The 18,277-nt window shown below is 53.3% G+C and carries 12 protein-coding genes; all 12 read right to left on the reverse strand.

Annotation, left to right across the window (positions count from 1 at the left end):
* Window positions 1-12: 12 nt before the first annotated feature.
* On the reverse strand, window positions 13-3,510 hold the full coding sequence (locus H144_RS31850; protein ID WP_084599956.1) for a SusC/RagA family TonB-linked outer membrane protein: 3,498 nt from the start codon (window positions 3,508-3,510) through the stop codon (window positions 13-15).
* A 4-nt stretch (window positions 3,511-3,514) separates the two neighbouring features.
* A complete protein-coding gene (locus tag H144_RS0114250) occupies window positions 3,515-4,507 on the reverse strand; it encodes a FecR family protein (protein ID WP_019942750.1) in 993 nt (330 codons plus the stop codon).
* A 9-nt stretch (window positions 4,508-4,516) separates the two neighbouring features.
* On the reverse strand, window positions 4,517-5,167 hold the full coding sequence (locus H144_RS0114255) for an RNA polymerase sigma-70 factor (protein ID WP_019942751.1): 651 nt from the start codon (window positions 5,165-5,167) through the stop codon (window positions 4,517-4,519).
* Window positions 5,168-5,354: 187 nt separating this feature from the next.
* Entirely contained in the window at window positions 5,355-8,000 is a 2,646-nt protein-coding gene (locus tag H144_RS0114260; RefSeq protein WP_019942752.1) for an ABC transporter permease, read from the reverse strand.
* Window position 8,001: 1 nt separating this feature from the next.
* Window positions 8,002-8,340: a PadR family transcriptional regulator gene (locus H144_RS0114265; RefSeq protein ID WP_019942753.1), complete on the reverse strand. Its 339-nt coding sequence runs from the start codon at window positions 8,338-8,340 to the stop codon at window positions 8,002-8,004.
* A gap of 177 nt (window positions 8,341-8,517) precedes the next feature.
* A complete protein-coding gene (locus H144_RS33285; RefSeq protein WP_157504718.1) occupies window positions 8,518-10,671 on the reverse strand; it encodes a T9SS type A sorting domain-containing protein in 2,154 nt (717 codons plus the stop codon).
* A 147-nt stretch (window positions 10,672-10,818) separates the two neighbouring features.
* Window positions 10,819-12,141, reverse strand: a complete 1,323-nt coding sequence (locus H144_RS0114275; protein ID WP_019942755.1) for a hypothetical protein — start codon at window positions 12,139-12,141, stop codon at window positions 10,819-10,821.
* A gap of 56 nt (window positions 12,142-12,197) precedes the next feature.
* A complete protein-coding gene (locus H144_RS0114280) occupies window positions 12,198-13,493 on the reverse strand; it encodes a flippase (protein ID WP_063826403.1) in 1,296 nt (431 codons plus the stop codon).
* 43 nt (window positions 13,494-13,536) lie between these two features.
* Window positions 13,537-14,466 (reverse strand): hypothetical protein, encoded by a 930-nt coding sequence (locus tag H144_RS0114285; protein WP_019942757.1) that lies wholly within the window; start codon window positions 14,464-14,466, stop codon window positions 13,537-13,539.
* Between the two features lie 40 nt (window positions 14,467-14,506).
* Complete coding sequence (locus H144_RS0114290) at window positions 14,507-15,496, reverse strand: GDP-mannose 4,6-dehydratase (RefSeq protein ID WP_019942758.1); 990 nt, start codon at window positions 15,494-15,496, stop codon at window positions 14,507-14,509.
* Window positions 15,493-16,596 (reverse strand): glycosyltransferase family 4 protein, encoded by a 1,104-nt coding sequence (locus H144_RS0114295; protein WP_019942759.1) that lies wholly within the window; start codon window positions 16,594-16,596, stop codon window positions 15,493-15,495. Before H144_RS0114295 ends, H144_RS0114290 begins: the two co-directional genes overlap by 4 nt.
* Window positions 16,562-17,386, reverse strand: coding sequence for a class I SAM-dependent methyltransferase (locus H144_RS31860; protein ID WP_019942760.1), 825 nt, complete (start codon window positions 17,384-17,386; stop codon window positions 16,562-16,564). Before H144_RS31860 ends, H144_RS0114295 begins: the two co-directional genes overlap by 35 nt.
* Window positions 17,387-18,277 lie beyond the last annotated feature (891 nt).

Consider the following 18,277-nt stretch of genomic DNA (forward strand, 5'->3'; position numbering starts at 1 on the left):
TAAAATGTTGATCTAGAAGCCGAGTTGAAGCCCGAGCATGAATGTGCGCGGCTGCGGCACCTGGCCGGTATCGATGCCGCGCCCGAAGATGAAATCGCCGCTACCGGTCACCTCCGGGTCATAACCCGAATACCCGGTGAATGTGAACAGGTTCTGGGCCGTCACGTACACACGCAGGCTGGAAATAATGTCGCCTGTCGATGGTTTGATCTTCGCCCCCGGCACGGTATAACCGAGCGTCACATTGCGGAAGCGGGCATACGGGCCGTTTTCGACATACCACGACGAGTTGCGCAGGTTGGCGGCGGTACCGTAGTTCTGTCCGGCGCGGGCGATGTCGGTCATATCGCCCGGGTTTTGCCAGCGGTTTAGTACGGTGGTTTTGGTATTGAAAGGCAATGCGACGCCTTCGAGGTAGTACTTGGTACCGTTAATGATCTGCACGCCGGCCACGCCCTGCAAGGTGGCCATGAAATCGAAGTTCTTGTAATTCAGGTTGATATCCACGCCGTAGGTCAGCTTCGGGATAGGACTGCCAAGGAAAGTCTGGTCGGCGAAGGTAACCTGGCCGTCGCCGTCGATATCTTCGAAAATGCGGTCGCCGGGAAGCAGGCCCGCCTGGTACACCGCATTCGGATCGCCCGATTTCTGGCGCGCCAATGCATTGTATTTCTCGATATCGGCATTGTCGATCGCTACGTGGTCGTATTTATAACCGTAAAATGCGCCGATCGGCTGGCCCACTTCCGTGCGCGACATGGCGGGTACCGAGTAGAATGCGCCCGCGATAATGGGTACCGCGCCCTGCGTTCCCAGCGAAGTTACCTGGTTTTTGTTATAGGCCCCGTTCACATTGATGCTGTACCGCAGGTCTTTGGAAGTGCCGTTATAGCCCAATGTCAGCTCAAAACCCTTGTTAAACGCCGAGGCCGCATTGATCAGCTGGCTCGCCGATGCGCCGCTCACGCCCCCGTAGCCGGTCGAGAGGGCCACCGGTACTTCCACGAGCAGGTCTTTGTTTTTACGGTTATAATAGCCCGCGCTCACGCTGAAACGGTTATGAAAGAACGTCGCGTCCAGGCCGACGTCGATCGTCGAGGTTTCCTCCCATTTCAGATTCGGGGTGGATGGAATGGCCACGGTGGCACCGTTGACGAGGGTTTCGTTCGGGCCGAGCGGGTAAGTGACGCTGTTGCCGGAACCTGTCCAGACCGTCGACTGGTAGGAAAACCCGTTGATATTCGAATTACCGGTTTTTCCCCAGCTCGTACGCAGTTTCAGGTCGGAGATGAAGGGGATATTTTTCATGAACGCTTCGTCGGAAATGCGCCAGCCGAGGCCCGCCGACGGGAAATAGCCTACCCGGTTGTCTTTGGCAAAAAGTGACGTAGCATCGCGTCGGCCGGTGAGCGTCAGGATGTATTTTTCTTTGAAATTGTAGTTCACGCGGGCAAAATAGGAGATGAAGCGCGAGTTGGAATTGGCCGCGCCCGAACTGAAATTCACCGTTTTCGCCACGCCGATCTGGTGGATTTCGGTATTGGCGAAGTTGCTGCCGACGAGGTTTACCGAGCGCGACAAATGCCCGTCGCGGTAGGAGTTACCGGCCGTGATGGTAATGCCGTGGTCTTTGAATTGTTTGTTATAGGTAAAATAGTTTTCCAGAATATAACTCAGGTTATAGCCATACCCCTCCGAGATCTGGCTTTGGGTTACGAGCTGGTTACCGGCATAAGTGGGGTTATAGGAGTAGTTTTGGCTGAAATTGTAGGTCCCCCCGAACTGCGTGCGGAAGCGCAGCCCTTCGATAATGTCGAGCTCGCCGTACAATTGCAGGTAATTGTTCAGGTTGCGGTTCTTGGTGTCGTATAAATTGGGGATAATGAGCGGGTTCTGCGAGTCGTTGCCGTCTTTGGCGCTCGTGGCGATGCCGTAGCCGCCGAGCGTGTTGGTCGGGTCGAGCACCGAAATGTACGGCGGCATGCGGAGGCCATTGAGGATATTGGCCGTGTTGCCGTCCGACAGCTGGTAGCGGATATTGAGCTGCTGGCCCAGTTTAATGCGTTTGCCGATGTATTCTTCGAGATTGAAACGGAAGTTGGCGCGGGTAAAATCCAACGCCTGCACCTGGCTTTCCTGTTTGGTGTAACCGGTTGAAAAACTGTAAGTAACGTGTTCGGTGCCGCCGCCGATGTTAATGTGGTGCTCGGTCATTTTGGCGGTACGGAACATTTCCTTTTGCCAGTCGGTCTGCGTGATGTTGGCTTCCGGGGTAGCAAGGCGCGGCGGGAGGGGCTGGCCGTAATTGGTATACCATTCCTTCACGAGGTCGGTGTATTGCTGTGCATTGAGCATATCGAACTGCTTCCACGGCCGCGAAAGCCCGAAATAGCCATTGTAGGTCACCCGCGGTTTGCCGGTTTTGGGCAACCTCGTCGTCACCACCACCACGCCGTTAGCGCCCTGCGCACCGTAAATGGCCACGGAAGAAGCGTCTTTCAATACGCTGATGTACTCGATATCATAGGGGCTCAGCGAATTGAACATCGTGGCGTCGCTCTGGATACCGTCGATCACGTACAGGGGCGCGGCGCTCGTGAAGGAGCCCGTTCCGCGTACGACGATCTGCGCGCCGGCACCCGGTACCCCGCTGTTGTTCACCACCTGCACCCCCGCGATCTTGCCCTGCAAAAGCTGCGAACTGTTACTCACGCCCACGTCGCCGAAGTTTTTTCTGCTCAGCACGCCGACCGAACCCACCAGGTCCTTCCGCGATTGCTCGCCATACCCGATCACGACCAGCTCCTGCAATGCATTCACATTCTCGCTCATCACAATGTCGATCGTGGAGCGGTTGCCGACCACGACTTCCTGGCTGGCGAAGCCTACGAAGCTGAAAATCAATGCAGCACTCCCGTCTTCCACCATTACCTGGTAGTTCCCGGCAAAGTCGGTGGTGACGCCGCGGTTGGTACCTTTCACGACGATGCTCACACCCGGCAGGCCGTCGCCCTTGCCGTCGAGCACCCTGCCTTTGACCTGTAATGCCGCGAGCTGCGCCACCGTGACGGCAATGCCCGCCTCGGCCGGGGGAGGAGTGCCGGGGAGCGCCTCCTCCTGGGACATCGCATCCGTTTTCGGGGCTTCGAATGCTGTTTTCCTGTTCTGTTTTTTCAAAATGAGATAAGTGCTCTTGCCCGATTTTTTGAACGACAGGTGGCTGGGACTGAGCAGCGATTCGAGCTGCTTTTCGAATTTGACATTTCCCGATTCGGACGGGACGGCGATGGAAATGCCCTGTACGGTGGATTCTTCGAAAACAATGCTGACCTGGTACTTTTTGCCAAGTTCGATGAGGGCGTCTTTCAGCTTTTGGGTTTCGGCGCCGCTCTGCTTCGCCGGATGCAGCCGGGAGGCCTGCACGAACGCGACGTTCTGAGCAAAAGCACTCCGGCCCATCAGCAGCGCCATCAATACCAACCCTGATTTCGAGAGTAATTGATTGGACATAGGTTTAGGGAAGTTTAGGAATAGTCAGTTCAATATGGTCTTCTTTCTGTGTGATTTCGATTTCCATCAGGTCGGAGAGGATCAGCAACAGGTCGTCGGCCTGGGTAGCTTTGTAAATGCCGCCGATCCTGCGCTGGGCGAGTAACGTGTCGGGTATACGCACCCGCACATCGAATTGTTCCTCGATCTGCGCTGCGACGTCCGACAGCAGGGTGTTGTCGAAGTAAAAAGTCTGCTCTTTCCAGGCCGTGTAGGGCCGGGGGTCGGCCGGGGCGGTCATTTTAAATGCCCCGTCGCGGCCCGAAACGAAGAGGCTGCCCGGTTTCATGTACACCTGCTTGCCCTGGGGCAGTTGCAGCTTTACCTTGCCGTTTTTAAGAAAGACCCGCTTGCCGCGTGCCCGGGAGAATGCGACGAACTCGGTACCGAGCACTTCGATCTGGTAGTGATCGCCCATTTTGACGACGAAGCGGTCGTGACCGGCCGTATGCGTTACTTTGAATTCCGCTTCACCGTCCAGGATTACCTCGCGGGTAGAGCCCGAAAACCCGAAACGCGGCACGAGCAGGCTGGAATTGGCATTCAGCAGCACTTCGGTACCTTCGGAGAGCCGGTACGACACTGTGCGGCCCGGGGCCGATTCCAGCGACTTGTACAGGACCTGCTTTTGAAACGCAACTCCGAACACAATCGTGATCATCGCCGCAGCGGCCGTCCATAGCCAGGTATTTCGGCTCACGCGACCGACCGGCTCCCGGCCGATCGGCTGCACGGGTTCATCCCCGATGCCGCTCAGCATAGTTTGAAAATGCGCAAGGGCGTGGTCGGCGTCGGGTGCGAATTGCGGGTGCTCGCTTTCCCATTGGTCGAGGTAGCGATAGTATAATTCCTCGTTTTGAGGCTCGGCAAGCCATTCTTCGATCATTTTACGCTGGATCGAGGTGGTTTTGCCTTCGAAAAAATCGAACAGCAATGCTCGTATAACGGATTCCTTCATGAGTGTGGATTAACAGAAAAATAGCGTGAAGAACAGGACCCAGTGTGCCGAAAGCTCTTTTCGAATCCGGCTTAGCGCCCTGCTGACGAGTGCTTCCACCGCCTTGGCGCTGATATTCATTTCCTCCGCAACCTCGTCGTATTTTTTTCCTTCCACGCGTTTGAGCAGGTAGGCGCGGCGGCATTGTGCGGGCAGGTCGCGCACGATGAGCTCGATCCGCTGGTGCAGTTCGGTATATTGCAGGGCCTCGTCGGGGCTGGGGCTTTCGGAGGCGTGTACCGGCGCGTCGGCGGGAGCGATGAAGCGCATCTGCCATTTGAGGTAATTGTAAGCCCGGTGACGCACGGCCTTATAGAGGTAAGCCCGGTAGGACGTGCTCACATGCAGGAAAGTCTGGTTTTGCCAGAATGTCGTGAAGATCTCGGAAACAATATCCTCCGCCACCGCCCGCGAATGCACGAAGCGGATCGCGTGGTTGCAGAGATTTACATAATACCGCCGGAACAGCAGCTCGCAGCCCTTTTCGGGGTTGGCGCTGAACTGGCTCCTGAGCAGCCATTCATCGTCGGCGACCATGCCCGCCGGTACCGGCCCGTCGGCATGCTCCTGCCCGCGGCCGGGAGAATCTTCGTCAAAATCGTTGAGCGGAAATGCAGTCATCAGTCGGTGAAAAGGGGCTGGCTGTGAATTTACCTCCACCAGACAATTAAAGCCTACTTTTCCCTATGCTGCAAATGAAAAATTGTAAATCTTTTTTTGTGCGGAATAAAATATCGGAAAATATGGTGAATGCGGAATGGTTGATAATGGCGTCGCAAGCAGCGTGCCAGCGACGCCTAATGCCGCGTCACTCGCTCCGCAAGCTCCTTACCGGATCGAGCCGGGCCGCCCTCACACTCTGGAAACCGACCGTCAGCATGGCGATGGCGGTCATGAGGATGCCGGCGGCGGGGAACATCCACCAGGCAATCCGGATTTTGAATTCGAAATGTTCCAGCCAGACGTCCATGGCGTACCAGGCAATGGGGGAGGCGATCAGGAAGGCGATGACGACCAGTTTCAGGAAGTCTTTGGAAAGCAGGCCGATAATGCTCCCTACCGAAGCGCCCAGCACTTTCCGCACGCCGATTTCCTTGGTACGCTGCTCGGCGGTGAAGGTGGCGAGCCCGAAAAGCCCCATGCAGGCGATCAGTACCGCGAAAAACGTGGCGACTTCGATGAGCCGCGCCGTGCGTGTTTCCGACTGGTAAGCCTGCGCAAGCGTTTCGTCGAGAAAACTATATTCAAAAACCTGGTCGGGGAAGGCCGCTGTCCAGGCTTTTTCGATGTGGCTCAATGCGGTCTGCACCGATGCGGCCGTCGGGCGCTCGCTTTGGAGCTTGACGCCTAGCTGAAAATAGTTATCGGGCACAACCTGGATGACCGTCGGGTCTATTTTCTGGTGTAATGAGTTGACATTGAAGTTTTTCACTACGCCTGTAATCGTGGCAAACTGGTCGCCGTCGCCATAGTAAATGCGCTCGCCGACGGCCTGGGCAGGCTGGGTAATGCCGATGCGGCCGAGGAAGATTTCGTTGACCAGTATTTTAGAATGGGTCGTGTCGCTGTCTTTGAGCGGTTCGCCGGCGAGCAGGCGTATGCCGTAGGTGTCCAGGAAATGCGCGTCGCCCATTTTCATCTGCGTTTTCACCTGCACTACTTCCGGCCGCTGGCGGTACTCCATGGATTGCATCCAGTTGCTTTCGGCCGAGGCGCTGTTGAATGAATAACTGGCATCCTTCACCTGCGGCGAGCGGAGCACATTGTCGCGGAGGGCTTGCAGCTTTTCAGGCTTGTTATCGGGCAGGCCCACCGTGATAATGGCCGATTGGTTAAAGCCCAGGTCGGCGTGGCGGAAGAAATCGAGCTGGCGGTTGATGAGCATCGCGCAGCTGATCAGTACGAGCGACACCGTAAATTGCACCACCACCAGTCCCTGCCGCATCGAAAACCATTGACCTGCCTGTACGGCGACATTGTTTTTCAATGCCCATATCGGTGCCATACCCGACAGGCGCAGGGCCGGGTACACACCCGCCAGCAGCGTGGTGACGATCAGCAGAATGACGGAGAACAAAGCGGTTTCCGCCGTAAACAAATCGCTCGCCGTAAGCGGAATGGCCAATGCCGCCGCAAGCGACGGGAGTGCGAGTACACTGAGTATGAGTGCGCCCGCCGCTGCGAGCAGGGTTATAAGCCCGGCCTCCGTCAGAAACTGGTACACAAGCGACTGCCGGTTGCTGCCGATGGCTTTGCGAATGCCCACCTCCTTCGCCCGCTTGAATGCCTGGGCGGTGCTGAGGTTGATGAAATTAAAACAGGCGATCAGCAGAACGAGTGCGCCGATCAGCGAAAGCGTTTTCAGCAAGCTCACATTCGCGCTCCGGCCGCCGAGATTGCCGGAGTAATGGATAGTCGATAAATGGGCGAGTTTGAAGCGCTTGTGGTCGAGCGCTTCTTTACCCATATATTTTTTCACCACCCCCGCGAAACGCCCGATCAGCTGCTCGGGACGGGTTCCTTTTTTGAGCAACACAAATACCTGAAAATTGTCATTCCAGCCATTCCAGCGGTTCTGGTCATAGTCCGGGTTCACGTTTTTGAGGGTCGGGAACGACACGATCATATCAAACGGAAAGCTGCTGGTGGCGGGGTAATCCTCCACCACACCGGCTACGGTCAGGTCCTGCTTGTTGTCCAGGCGGATGTTTTTACCGGTCGCGTCGGTTGTGCCGAAGTATTTTTCCGCATACCGGCGCGTGAGCACGATCGTGTTGGGTTGTGTCAGCGCATCGGCGGGACTGCCGGAAATCCACTGGTAATCAAATGTTTTGAAAATACCGGCATCCGCGTAAACGTAAGATTCCCTGAACCGGTGTTCGCCGACGGCCATCGTACTGCCGCCGATTTTCAGGAGCGGCGCCACGGTTTCGGCCTCGGGCATATCCGTACGCAACGCGTTCGCCATGCCCGTGTACGTGCCGGGGTAGGTCTGGTTTTCCTTGATATTCTCTGTTTCGACGCGATAAATGCGGTCGATGTGCGACTGGTGCAGGTCATAGCTCGTCTCGTGGCGCACGGCAAGGAAGATCAGGATCGCGCACGACATCCCGACGGCCAGGCCGGATATATTGATCAGCGAATGTCCCTTGCTTTTAAAAAGGTTTCTGAATGCGATGGTGAAATGGTTCTGGATCATGGCGGGGGTCAGGGAATGGGGGTTAGGGTATGGGTTAGCCCTTTTACGGCGCGAGAAAGGACGTATCAATTTCAATGCATTCCAGATGTAACGCCGGTTTGCGCGGGCTTTACTACCTGTTTCCAGCCAGTATGCGTACATTTCGAGCAGGTCGCCGGCGAGTTCTTCGGCGGTTTCGGGGTCGCCCAGGAAGGTCAGCAGCCTGCCTGCCCATTTCGGCGGCTGCGGGTCGGGGGCAGAGGTGCGAGGTCCCATTTCAGTTGCCCATTAATTGTAAGGCATTCGGCGACAGCGCATTCCAGAGTTCCTCGCGCACCTGTTTCGCTTCCCGCAATGCTTTTCTTCCGAATGTAGTCACGGCGAAAAACCGTTTACGCCGTCCGCCGCGCTCGGCCGTGGCGCCGCCCATTTGGGAGGATAGGTACCCTTTTTCTTCGAGGCGCTGCAGCGTGGTATGCACCGTGCTGAACCCGACGCTCCGGCCGGTTTTCTTTTCCAGTTCCTGGGCCACCGACACCCCGTAGGCCTCTTCTTCGAGTACCGCCACGGTGAGCAGCACCAGTTCTTCAAATTCTCCTAAAAACGTTCGCTTCATGACATCGGGCTATTTCATACGATAATGCCGATCAAATGCCATGCCAAACCCGGAAAATGTGTCTCAGACTGTTGTTTTGATGTTTTTCAGGAAATGCAGGTCAATAAAAATGTCCGCTTCCGAACGCGCTGCGTGCCAAAGCGGACATGACTTGATGTTGGGGAAACGACTGAGCCGCTACTCGGCCACGACGACCTTGCCCGTATATTTTTCGCTCGCCGTTTCGATTTCAACGACATAAATGCCCGCCCGCACACCTTTCAGCCCAATTTGGTTGCCGGCTGGTTTTTCAAAGCTCTGCACCGTGGTACCGGCCCCGTTTTTCAACCGCACCAAAAGGATTTGCTGCGAAGCCGGCCATGCAATGCTGAATGCTCCGGCCGCGGGATTTGGGAACACTGCTACTGTATTTTCCTTGTCAAATGCGACGGAAACCACTTTGGAATAGGCGAATGTGCCATCGTTGTCCACCATTTTGAGGCGGTATAAATTGGTGCCCGCACGGGGATGGTCGTGGCTGAACTCGTACCGGTTGCCGGGTCCTTTGGCTGCTGTCACGCCGATCTGCTGCCATGATTTTCCGTTGGTACCGTGTTCTATTTCAAAACGTTCCGCATTGGTTTCTTCCGTGGTGGTCCAGCCGAGCAGGGCACGGTTTTCGTTTTTGTACGCCTCGAATTGCGCCACGGTAACCGGCAGCGCAGTGGGTATTCGCAGGGTCAGCAGCGGGTCGCCGAGAATGAGTTCGGCCTCATTGTAACCATTGAAATACCGGTAGGCGCTGCCGATCGGGTAGCCCTTCGCCAGAAATGTGTAAGCGCCCTCCGATTTGTACAGGCGTTCCAGGCCACTTTTGCCGGGTTCGGAGAACAGGCCGATGTTCTGCGAAAATGCATGCACATTCATCACATTCCCTTTTCCGAGGTACAGTCCCGCCAGGAACCCGGGCGCTTTGTAGCCGCCTACCGAGCAGGAATAGAGGTCGATGAGGCGGGTGTTCAGGCTGGGCAGGTTTTGAATGTCCAGCCCGTAGATGCCGAATGAATGGTACTGCGGCGCGCCGTGCAGGGTCAGGGTGAAGATTTCGTAGGAATTGCTGCTCAGCTTGGCAGTGAAGTCGTTTTTCCAAACCGCGTCGTCGCCCGAATAGTCGGGGTCTTTCGTCCGCCCGTACTGCAATGCTTCGCCGGAAAGCCAGTTGCCGCTGCCTACCGCGAGGTCGATAATGCCCTGTTCACCCACAAACCCGTCGGTAGCGAGTATTTTGGGCTCGAAAGTGAACTGTCTGAGCCGGAAATTGTGCAGCTTGTTGAAATAGCTAACGATATAGTCGATTTGCTGATCGGTGCTGTGCAGCACATCGGGCAGGACCATACCCATTGAAAGGGCCGCATTGGATTGCTGGAAAACCGGCTGGCGGGCGTCGTTGGGCCGCACCAGGCAAGGATCCTGGTACATCTGTTTTTTAAAGGCGTCGGTTACCGGGTCGTAATAATAGGTGGGGTAATAGGGATGCGCGTAGTAGGAGAACATTTCCCCGGAATAAATCCAGGCGGCCTGCTCGTTGGCGTCGAGCATTTCGGTAGTGGTTGTCATGGACGCATTGCCGCCGATGAAGAATAGGGTGGAGAGGTTGTCATTCCGGAACCGGTCCTGGATGTCTTGGTAAAGCCGGGCCCTGCTGGCATTGTTGAGTGGCACGTGGTAACGTTCGAAATTAACCAGCGGATTCGAGCGCCGGATATCGTTCTCGTACCGGTCGAGCTCGGCGTTGAGCCGGGCATTGCCTTCATATTCCTGGTTGATGACGAGCAGCACTTTTTCGGCTTTCGGAGTGGGGGCGGGGGCCGTGGTAAATGGTGCCAGGAGAGCGTCCGAGCCGCTGCACCAGTTGCCGTCCAGCCCGAACACGTAGCTGACAAACGAATAATCTTTTCCCGGAAGCAGCCCGCCCATCGTGAAATCCAGCGTGCGGGCCGGCTTGTTGATCATTTTCGCAGTCACATAGGCATGTGCAACCGACTCTTCGTTGCAGAAGGGCGATGCGCAGGCAGGCTTGATCATGAAGAAAAAATACGCAATGGCGTCGATAGGCGTGCCGGGGCCGAAAGTTAAATGAATGTCGATCGCGCTCTCGGGGCGAAGTGCATTCGGGGTAATGCTGCCATGAATGTCGTAAGCGGCCGTGCGCTTGCCCGCGCCCGTTTGAGGTGAGGCTTCTATGCCCAGTTCGCGCCCATTCCAGACGACCTTGTGTGTTCCCTGTGCACACAGGTGCTGCGTGGCGAGGGTAATCAATGCAAAAGCAAGGAGTTGCAGATGTTTTTTCATGACCGGGTTCAGTTTGAGGTTTATGTTGATACAGCCGGCGGCCACGGTAGTGTGGTTGTATCCGGCTTTCGGAATATAAGACCTCTGAACAGTACCCTGGCGTGGCGCTTGGCCGGAAAAAAATAGCAATGATTGGTTAAATAGCGATCATGCCGCACTCTGCCCCTGCGGTACAACGGGCGGGGCTAATGCTTTCAGTACAAGATGCGTCAGCTTCGCGGCTACGCAAACGGCTATCAGGAAGAACAATGCCCAGAAACACGTGTTGCCGAAAAGCAGCAAGTCGTCGATCAGACGGCTGGAACAGCTGATGAGCGTTACCATGAAAATAAAGCCGAAGTAACTGATCGTTTTTGGATTGAATTTTACAAAAACTTCGCGCATGTAGCCGACGATCAGTCCGATAATGAATGCGTACAGGAATCCTCCCCAAAGCCCGAAAAAGTGGTAGGCGAGGTAATTATAGCGGCCGTTGGCACCGGAAAGGCGGCTGTTGGAATAGAAGGCAAACACATCCACGCCGACCGGTTCCGGGGGAATGATCTCGAAGCCGAGGTTCTTCAGAATGGTGCCCCAGCCTGGGTAGAATGCATATTTGAGGAATGAGGTCTCCTGAATGCTGGCCATGACGTCGTCGTAATAGCCGAGCAGGAACACGTCACCGCTGGCCATGAACCGGAGTCCTACCTGCTGCAATGCACTTTCCGGCGATGCGCCCACGGAAACCATGACGACGATCACCGGGAATGACGCCAATGCGAGTATCAACGGCCAGGAGATCTTAACCTGCTTGATATGCCCGTGCAAACTGAGCGGATATGCGGTCAGGAAATACAGTGTAAAGAATACGACAATCGCCGATTTGGAACCACTCGTAGCCAGATCGACCAGCAATACGAAACAGATGAACAGCTCCATCGCATTGAGCCGCTGTTTCAGGAAAAGGATTTTGTAGTAGATCGTCAGTGTCACCAGCGTGCGGAACGACACGAGGAACGCCCGGATGATACCATGCCCGCCGTATGCCGAAACGTGGTTATTTTCCGTATCGAGCAATACGATACCGACTGTTTTGAGGTTGATGATTTCAATCACAAAATACCCCATACACATGATGAAGCAAAAAATATCGAACTCGGTAATGCCTTTTTCGGGTTCGAGGTTGCGTTCGACCTTGCCGCCGATCCGCAGGGCCGGGATTGTTTTGGAAAGGAACAGGCCGGCAATCAGCGCGATTTCCGTGCCGAGGAACGACCAGCCATACACCGGTTTCAGCGACTGGTCGGCGTACAGAAAGTACACGCAGAATGCGCTCCCGCTCAGGTTAAGGACGGTGAGGAACATCGGATCGAAAATGTTCCAGTATATTTTTCTGTACAAAAACAGGTACAGGCAAACGATAGCCGCGTAAATCAGGCCGTATTTGAGCCAGTTGTCGAGAATTGGTCCTACGAAAAATTCAGTTGCCACTTGTGCGTGCTTTGTAGTTGGGCAGGCAATGTTGCCATCGGGAAACTACAAATTTATCAATGTTTAAATGAAAACAGCATTTGAACGCTTTTGATTTGGTAAGCCAGCAGCTCGCGGGTCGACCGGAAAAAGTAATTTGAAACGACCGCGGTGAAGTATTGGGCTATCAATGTCGCGATAGCGGCGCCGATCGCGCCGTACACGGGGATGAGCACTACATTCAGCACGACGTTCAGCGCCAGGCCGATCACGGTTTTGTAAATATTGTATTTCTGCAAATTTTCTATCACCATGTACTGGCTTGCCGCCACGCCCATGAAAATCGGCAATAATGCCCATACGTGGACGATCAACACCTTTTCAGCACCGGCGTACTTTGCCCCGTAAAGCAATGCAATGATTTGCCCGGAAAAAATGCTGACGGGAATGGCAATGGCTAATGCGCCGCGCACCATCCATGCGAACAGTCCCAGCATTTTTCTGAGGTAGCCGGACAACGGATCGTCCTGTTTCGCTTTGACGAGCACCGAAAGGTAACTGCTCGATATGGCCATTGGAATGAAAATAAAAATATCTGTGACCCTCGTGGCGGAACTGAATATCCCGAGCTCTTTTTCGCCGGCGATATTGCCGATCATCAGCTGGTCGATCTTCATATACAGGATCACGGCCACATTGGAGACGATGAAAGGCCACCCCGCCCGCAGCAGCGAAACGATGCGCGATTTCCGGAAGCTCCAAGCGAAGATATTCTGCTCGCGCTGGTAGCTGATGATCAGAAAAACATAGGAAAGGATCATTTCAAATCCGATGGCGGCGGCAAACCATAGCATCGATTTTTCCGAGATCAGCAAATAGAGCTTGATACCCGCGCCGAGGAAATAGGCGATGTTTTTCGCAATCACGGTCCGCCGGCTTTGCAGGCGGGAGCGGAATTCCAGGTCTATGACGTCGAACGGTACGACGAGGAAGTTGGGCGACAGGAATGCGAAAAGATAATAGTAGTTCGTGGGCGCGCCGGATGTGTAAAGAAAAACCAGCGCTACCAGCACGCACAGGGGAATGAACAGCACCCGGGTAACGAATGCCGTTCCGAGTATCTGATTCTTTTCAGACGGCGTATCCAGTATTTCCTTCACCAGAAAACCGTCCATTCCGAGGTTGGCGATGGTGGTGATAATGCTGACGATCGCCAGGGTATAGTTGAGCTCGCCCCATTGCTGCGGGCCGAGGTAGCGGGCAATCCAGATGCCCACGACCAGCCCGATCGCCAGGCGGCTGAACTGATCGAGGGATAGCCAGATGATATTCAGGATAACGGGACTCTTGATTTTCAGCAACAGGTTTCTCATAGATGGCCGTTGGGGGAGTGCTCCGCGTTGCGTTGACATGGTTTCATTTTTTGGCGGCGCCGGGAAGTCTTCTTCTGACGGCATTGACTACTCTGGATTTCAGGGACCTTAGCATGCTTGCCTCTTCCAGTTGAAGGACGTAGTAATCCGCGTCGAGAATGGGTACAAAATAGGGTGGATGGCTGATTTCGCCAAGGGGTTCTACGGGAAGGTTGGCGAATTTGTTGGCTTTGTCGGTCGTGTGCGTCGCGCGTGTGTCGAAACCGATGTTGCTGATAAGGTTGACGTTCGGACAAATGCACAGGCTGTTGTTCCAGAAATTCAGAAAGAGGTACTGGTAGTCCCAGGTGTCGATGGCATTGTCCCTCACAAGTTTCAGCGTCCGGGTCAGCATGTCGGTCACTTTTTTGTTGTCGTAAACATAGCTGAAAAGGCCCTGTTCGACGAAGCCGTCCATCCGGGTGAGGTTTTCATCGTAATTTTCCCATACCCGGCGCCAGGAAGCCCAGCCCCAGATGTGGGTGAATTTGGAGAAGTAATAGGAAGCGTCGCCGAATTTGCGGCCCTGTGCCATGCGGGTGCCGGCAATATGCGCGACGCGGGTATCGTAACGGTATTTTTCGAGCAGGGTGTCGCAAAAGCGGAAGAAATCTTCGCCGGGCAGGCAGTCGTCTTCCAGGACAATGCCTTCGGGTTCGTTTTCGAAGAACCATTTGATGCCTCCGCTCATGCTCATTTTGCAGCCCAGGTTCTCGTTTCGGTACAGGTAATGCACCTCGCAGTCCCAGTCTATTTTGATCACCTTCCGGGTTTCCTCGCACAGCACATTTTCATTCTCGCGGTCGGGCCGGGGGCCGTCGGCTGCAATGTAAAGTTTGCCCGGTTTTCCCTCCCTGATTTTCTCGAAAACACGTTGCGTGGTATCGGGACGGTTGAAAATGTTGAGTAAAACCGGGGAAATAATTTTATACATGATTGTTTGTTACACTAAAAACAAAATCGGCCTGCTTTTCCTACAAGACCGGCAATTTACTAAGCGGGTACCGGACTACCGAATTTCGGAGTTCCTCTTCGATGAGCATATCAAGTACCTGATAAAAATTCAGATTATAGTCCCATCCCAGGTCGTTGGTGGCTTCGGAGTTATCCCCGTAAATATCTTCGATGTCGGTGAGGCGGTTGAGGTCTTCGTCGATAACGATCCGGCTGGTATCCACGCCCAGGTTGTTGAAAACGTGGCGGACGACATCCGCCAGCAGCACACTCGTACCCGAGCAAATGATGTAATCTTTCGCGACGGATTTCTGCAGCATCATCCACATGGCTTCCACGTACTTAGGGGAGTAGCCGAAGTCGCGCTTGACGTTCAGGTTGCCCAGTCGAAGCACCATATCGGGGTCGGTGGTCATTTTAATGGCTTCCACAATCACCTTTTTGACAAAGAAATTGGACGACCTCAGATAGGATTCATGGTTGAAAAGCACGCCGGTGCAGCACTGCAACTTATATGCCTCACGGTAATTGACGATCATCCAGAATGCCGACGCCTTGCTAATGGCGTACGGGCTGAGCGGGTGCATGGGGGAATTTACAGCGACGGGCAATTTGGCCACAGACCCGTACATTTCCGAGCTTGAAGCCTGATAGAAGCGGATCTTGTTGTCGTATAGCCGTATCGCTTCCAGGAAGTTCAGCACCGAAACGAAGTTGAACTTGATCGTCTCGATCGGATATTCGAACGAGAGCCCTACCGAGCTTTGCGCCGCCAGGTTGTAGATTTCGTCGGGTCGGTGTTTTGCCAGCAGGCGGAGTATGGAAGCTTGTTCCCACAGGTCACACAGTTCCAGCGTGACGTCGTTGTGGATTCCGAGGTATTCCAGGCCCGTCAGCTTGCGGTTGAGGTCCCTGACCACACCGATTACCTTGTAACCTTTTGATAGGAGAAGTTGAGCAAGATACGCGCCATCCTGGCCCGATATACCCGTAATGATTGCAACTTTCATAAAGCTGACTGATAGATGTCCAAGGTTTCACGCGCTACTTTCTGCCAGGAGAACCGGCCGGCTTGTGCCAGTCCCTTCTTGCGGTACTCTTCTCTCAAAGCCGGGTCGTAGTAAAACTTCTCACATTTCGCCAGGATATCCGATGGGTCTTCCGGATCTATATATAATGCACCATCCCCGCCAACTTCCGGTAATGAGCTCACATTGCTGAGGATCGTCGGGCAGCCACAGTTGAGCGCCTCGAGTGCCGGAATGCCAAAACCTTCATAAATACTCGGAAACACAAAAAAGGCTGCGTTTTTGTAAAGTGCCGCCAAACGATTGTCGTCGATCGGTACCTGCCTGAGCTGCTCCTTGACGCCGAGCGCGTTGATTTGCTGTAACTCGTGCTCATTGAATACCCCGCCGCCTGCACAGATCAGTTTCAGATTTTTCTCCCGTTTCAGCAGCGGCACAACCGCGTGGAGGAATATCTCGAAGTTTTTATAACCCAGCCGGTTGCCCACAAACAGAATATATTCCCCGTAACTATTTCCCTGCGATGCTGGTTCCGCCGTAAGCGAGTTGGCCAGGTGCGTTACCTGAATGCGCTCCTCGGGAATGCCGTAATAGTCGATAATATCCTTTTTGGTACTGTGCGAAATGGCAATAATGCGTGACGCTTTGTTGAGTAAAAGCTTCCTGTTTGCAATGACCTCATCCATATTGGTAAGAAGTGTTGGATAGCGGTCGGAAAATTTCTCGTGGATCAGATCGTAAAAAGTGACGACAAATGGTTTTTCGGGAAGTTTGGTTTTTAAAAAATAGGTATCGTAATAAGTAGGGTGAAAAATGTCGTATCCGCCCTTCTTGATTGTCTGTTCGGAAAATAGCCTGTTGAGATGCGCTTTCAATCTGCTTCGGCCTTTGAATTTGAATGGAAAAAAAGGGCGCGAATCATACATTTCTTTATCCCTTGTATATTCATTTTCGGAGAAATAAACGCTGGTACGGCACTCGTTGCCAAGGGAAACCAATCCCTTGGAAAGCTCATAAAAGTAGCGGGAAATACCGCCATAATTCTGATTAGTGTAAATCTGATGATCGAAAAGGATTTTCATTGCTATTAATGTAATTTCTGATAAAGTTGAAATCATCCGATAGCAGTGATTTCTGTGGGGTTGTTTTCACAATGACACGGGCGATCTTTGGATGGATGGAAAGCCGGAAAAATAACGGATTCAGCTTGCGCCGGGTAATCAGGTGCAGTGTGTGGCCGTCGGTGTAAAAGTTGCAATCCATACGTTTTGCGAGCGCTCGAAGCGATTCCGCAGAGTACAACGCGATGTGCTGGCCCGTTTCCGGTGTAAAGTACCACCAATCGTCCGGCGACGTCAGTTTCCTATCCGGCGCCAGTTCCGTCGAGAAGAATACCGAATCGGAGAATTGCAGCATTTTCTGCAATTCCTCGGCCGGATGTTCCAGGTGTTCGAAAAGTTCAAACGCCGTCAGGAGTTCGAATTTTCGTACGGGACTGTCGTCCAGGTCGAAGTGGTTGGCAAAGAGGTTTTCGCAATAACTGTCGAACCGGTAAAAGTTAAACCCATTGTCCCGCATCATCCGTACAAGCATTCCGTAGCCACCGCCATAATCCAGAAATGCACCTTTCCGGTCGAAAAAGCAATTGATCAGCGACGAGAGATATCTCGATATAGCGATATTTCTGCCCACAAGACCGATATCCAGTGAGGTAATGGCGGAACTGTACGCCTCCGGCAGCCAGTACGGGGTTTCCGTCTGAATGAAGTTACAGTTCCCGCACCGATAATAATCTATCGGATAGCGCTGTAAAATGGTTGTTTTGTTATTGAACAGGGTCGCGGATTCTCCTCCACAAATCTTACAAAACATGTTTCACAATAGAGTTAGGGGTATCTTTTATACCAAACAACCCTTCGCGCCGTGACCCAAAAACCATGTGCCCTGGACGTAACAAGTTAGTAAATAGAGAATTGGTTGAATGGATATCTGACGAGCCCATACCAATCATTTCTATTACCAATCATGATCAACGTTGCCGCGTTATCCGGATGTTAGAAATAAATGGCGGCAATATATATAGATTATGACAAATCGCGCAACGCCGGTTAATAATTTAAATGTCCGTTAACACGGCTTTTTATTGATTTTGGATAACTCATCTGACACCCTTACAATGTTTTGCAAACGGACGGATCGTCAAAATCAAAAGCCACTTGTAGTAATTATTTGGTGGGCACATTGCGTCATATGCTGTAAGCGCCGGAACGGGCGATTTTACCACCCGCGCGTGGGCCCGGTCCGGCCGGTATCCGGCAAAGGATCAGTCCTTTATTTTTGATGTTTACGGACCAAAAGCCGTCCTTTTTTCTACCGGAAACCGCTCGCGACCGTCCCCGGAACACCTGCCGTAAATCCGGTGCCGTAGTTTTTGGAATCGGCTCGCCATCCTGAAAAATCGACACCTTGTCGGGATTTCTGTACAGCGCTTTAACTCTTATATATATACGTTTAGTGCATGATTTTAAGGTTTTCGGTATAATTTCCACACAATTAGCCCGATTTATTAAATCTATTATAGAGCGAAATTCAAACTTCTACGGCGTTGTTTACAATTAATTTTACCTGATTTTTGAAGCGCAATATTTACAATCAAACCCGCCTTTAAGACAATTCATTTAAAAATGCATGAATGAAATCCATGCTGTTGGCTTACAGCTATTTTTGATTTCTTTTTAAACAAATACCGGAATGGAAATCAAC

This window comes from Dyadobacter beijingensis DSM 21582 (genome assembly GCF_000382205.1).
GTDB classification, from domain to species: Bacteria; Bacteroidota; Bacteroidia; order Cytophagales; family Spirosomataceae; genus Dyadobacter; species Dyadobacter beijingensis.